4 protein-coding genes are annotated in these 2,902 nt (G+C 60.1%); all 4 read right to left on the bottom strand.

Features of this window, described 5'->3' with window-relative positions:
- A partial coding sequence (locus QZL67_RS00610; protein WP_292919580.1) for a YigZ family protein occupies positions 1-594 on the bottom strand: 594 nt, incomplete at its 3' end.
- A gap of 47 nt (positions 595-641) precedes the next feature.
- On the bottom strand, positions 642-1,913 hold the full coding sequence (gene hflX, locus QZL67_RS00615) for a GTPase HflX (RefSeq protein WP_022288853.1): 1,272 nt from the start codon (positions 1,911-1,913) through the stop codon (positions 642-644).
- Between the two features lie 10 nt (positions 1,914-1,923).
- Positions 1,924-2,436 (bottom strand): flavin reductase family protein, encoded by a 513-nt coding sequence (locus QZL67_RS00620; protein WP_022288854.1) that lies wholly within the window; start codon positions 2,434-2,436, stop codon positions 1,924-1,926.
- 117 nt (positions 2,437-2,553) lie between these two features.
- Positions 2,554-2,757 carry a 50S ribosomal protein L31 gene (gene rpmE, locus QZL67_RS00625; protein ID WP_021748737.1) on the bottom strand — a complete coding sequence of 68 codons (204 nt, stop codon included), beginning with the start codon at positions 2,755-2,757 and terminating at the stop codon, positions 2,554-2,556.
- Between the last annotated feature and the right edge of the window lie 145 nt (positions 2,758-2,902).

Genomic DNA, 2,902 nt, shown 5'->3' on the forward strand with positions numbered 1-2,902 from the left:
CAGCATCTCCAAAGTGCCGGCAGAGAGTTCTGTCAGCCGGGGGGCAAACTGCTCCGCGCCGCCCGTTGGGAACGCCGCCCGCAGCAAAATGTCCGCGCCGTATTCTGTGTCCCGGACCACGCCGCCGCAGCTCTGGATCTCCAGCTTCATCCGCTCAAACAGCGGGTAGGTGCAGGGCACGTCCCACAGCGTCCACTGGCTCATGCGGCAGACGCCCGCCGCCTCCAGCACATCCTTGGCCCCTTTGGAATACGCCCGGGTCAGTCCCCCGGCTCCCAGCAGAATCCCGCCGAAATACCGGGTCACCACGCAGCACACATTGGTGACCTCCTGGCGCTGGAAGACATTAAGCATAGGCTGTCCCGCCGTTCCCTGAGGCTCCCCGTCATCGGAGTAACGGACCACGCCCCCCTCCTGGATGAGATAGCACCAGCAGTTGTGGCGGGCATCGTAATAGGTTTTTTTCGTCTCCTCAATGTGCTGCCGGGCCTCCGCCTCCGTCTCCACCCGCCAGAGATGACTGATGAAGCGGGAGCGCTTTTCCGTGAATTCACTCTCCGCATCCCCGAAGGGCACTCGATAGGTGGTCTGCACGTGTTCGTCCTCCGTCCTATGTCATATCCGCGCCTGACGGCGCCTCCTTATTGGGTCACAAACGGCTCCACCTGGCCCAGGGTCCTGGGGCCGCAGACCGCCACCACGTTGATGGTCTCGCCATAGTCCACGGACTCCACCTTTGCCTCCCGGTAGAGCATGTCCAGCAGCCCGCCCTTGTCATAGGGCAGTCGGATCGTCACCCGGCGGGTCCCTTTATCCAGCCGCTGGTCGATCATCTCCAGGAGACGGTCCACCCCTTCGCCAGTCTTGGCGGAGATGGCACAGATATCCTCGCCGTGGGGCATGATCTCCCCCACCGGCAGGCAGTCCGCCTTGTTGAACACGTCGATGCGGGGCAGCTCCCCTGCTCCCAGCTCCAAAATCAGGTTCTCCACCACCTGGGCCTGCTGCTGCCACTCCGGGTTGGAAACGTCGATGACGTGGAGCAGCAGATCTGCGTACTCCAGTTCCTCCAGCGTGGCTTTGAACGCCTCCACCAGCTGGTGGGGCAGCTTTCGGATAAAGCCTACGGTATCGGAGATCACCACGTCCAGCGTATCGCTGACGGAGAGCAGGCGGCTGGTGGTATCCAGCGTGTCGAACAGGCGATTGTTGGCAGGGATGCCGGCGCCGGTGAGCCGGTTGAGCAGCGTGGACTTGCCCGCGTTGGTATAGCCCACGATGGCCACCACCGGCACCTCGTTCTTCCGCCGCCGCTCCCGCTGGGTGCCCCGGACCCGGCGCACTTCCTCCAGATCCTCCCGGAGTTTATCAATCTTGCGGTGGATGTGCCGCCGGTCCGTTTCCAGCTGGGTCTCGCCGGGGCCTTTGGAGCCGATGGGGCCCTTGCCGCTGGTGCCCGCCTGGCGCTCCAGGTGGGTCCACATGCCCGTCAGCCGGGGCAGCAGGTACTGATACTGGGCCAGCTCCACTTGGAGACGGCCCTCTTTGGTCTTGGCCCGCTGGGCAAAAATATCCAGGATCAGTCCGCACCGGTCCAGCACCTGCACGCCCAGCAGATCCGTCAGTACCCGCTGCTGGGAGGGGGAAAGATCGTTATCAAAAATCACCATGGTGGCGCCCACGTTCTCGCAGTAGAGCTGCACCTCCGCCACCTTGCCCTCGCCGATGAAGGTCCGGGGGTCCGGGGAGGGCCGGTTCTGAAGGACGATGCCCACCGTTTCAGCGCCGGCAGTCTCCACCAGGGAGGAGAGTTCCTCCATGGTGTCCTCGTCGGCATTTTCCTCTTTTTTCAGCACCGGGGAGCTGAGCCCCACCAGCACCACTTTGTCACGTACTTCTTCTGTCTGCTGCATAAATCTTCCTTTATCTCTTCTGATAGGCCTCCACGACTTCGCCGATATAAGCCCGGTGCCAGCCGCCCATGGCGGGCGTATAGGACTTGAACACCCGTTCATCCTTCACGCAGGAGGCCTCCAGGTCCTGGACGAACAGTTTCCGGCACACCAGGACCCACTCCGCCTCTTCAAAGAAGGGGGCGTCCCCGGTGCCGTAGCGCAGCGTCAGGCCGCACTCTTTGACCTTGTCCACGTCCCGGCCACTCTTGGTCCCACAGAAGGCCATGTCCTTCTTCCGGTCCGCCGGCAGGACGGACACTGTGAAATAGTCGTGAGACTCCATAAACTGATAGGTATACCGCTCCGGCCGCACATAGACCGTGCAGGTGGGCAGATTCCACACGCAGCCCAGCTGGCACCAGCCGATGGTCATGGTGTTGCACCGGTCCCGGTCCCCGGCGGTCAGCAGCGCATTTTGGGTCCCGAATACCCGGAACACCTCCGGCGACATGGTCTTGACGTCCACACTCTGCAGCTTCATAACGGCATTCCTCCCGAATTTAATCAAATATCTCTTCTCAGTATATGCGCCGATTTCTCAAAAGTAAATCAAAAAGGGTCCGCTGTTTCCACAGCAGACCCTTTCCATGTGTCAGACTTACTTGTCCAGGCCGAACTTCTTGTTGAACTTGGCCACGCGTCCGCCAGTATCCACCAGCTTCTGCTTGCCCGTGAAGAAGGGGTGACACTTAGAGCAGACTTCCACCTTGATATCCTTCTTGGTAGAACCTGTCTCAATCACATTACCGCAGGCGCAAGTAATCGTAGTCTGCTGATAATTGGGATGGATTCCTTCCTTCATTGCTCTTGTTCACCTCTTTCTTAGCTAGTTTGCCCTTTCGCAAGGCGTAAATTAGTATAGCATGGTCACTTCCATATTGCAAGCATTTTTTTCGTTTTTTTCAGAAGTTTTCCGCCAGGCCTTCCAAAAGTGCCTCCAGCGTCCA

This window comes from Oscillibacter sp. CAG:155 (assembly GCA_000436875.1).
Classification (GTDB): domain Bacteria; phylum Bacillota; class Clostridia; order Oscillospirales; family Oscillospiraceae; genus Oscillibacter.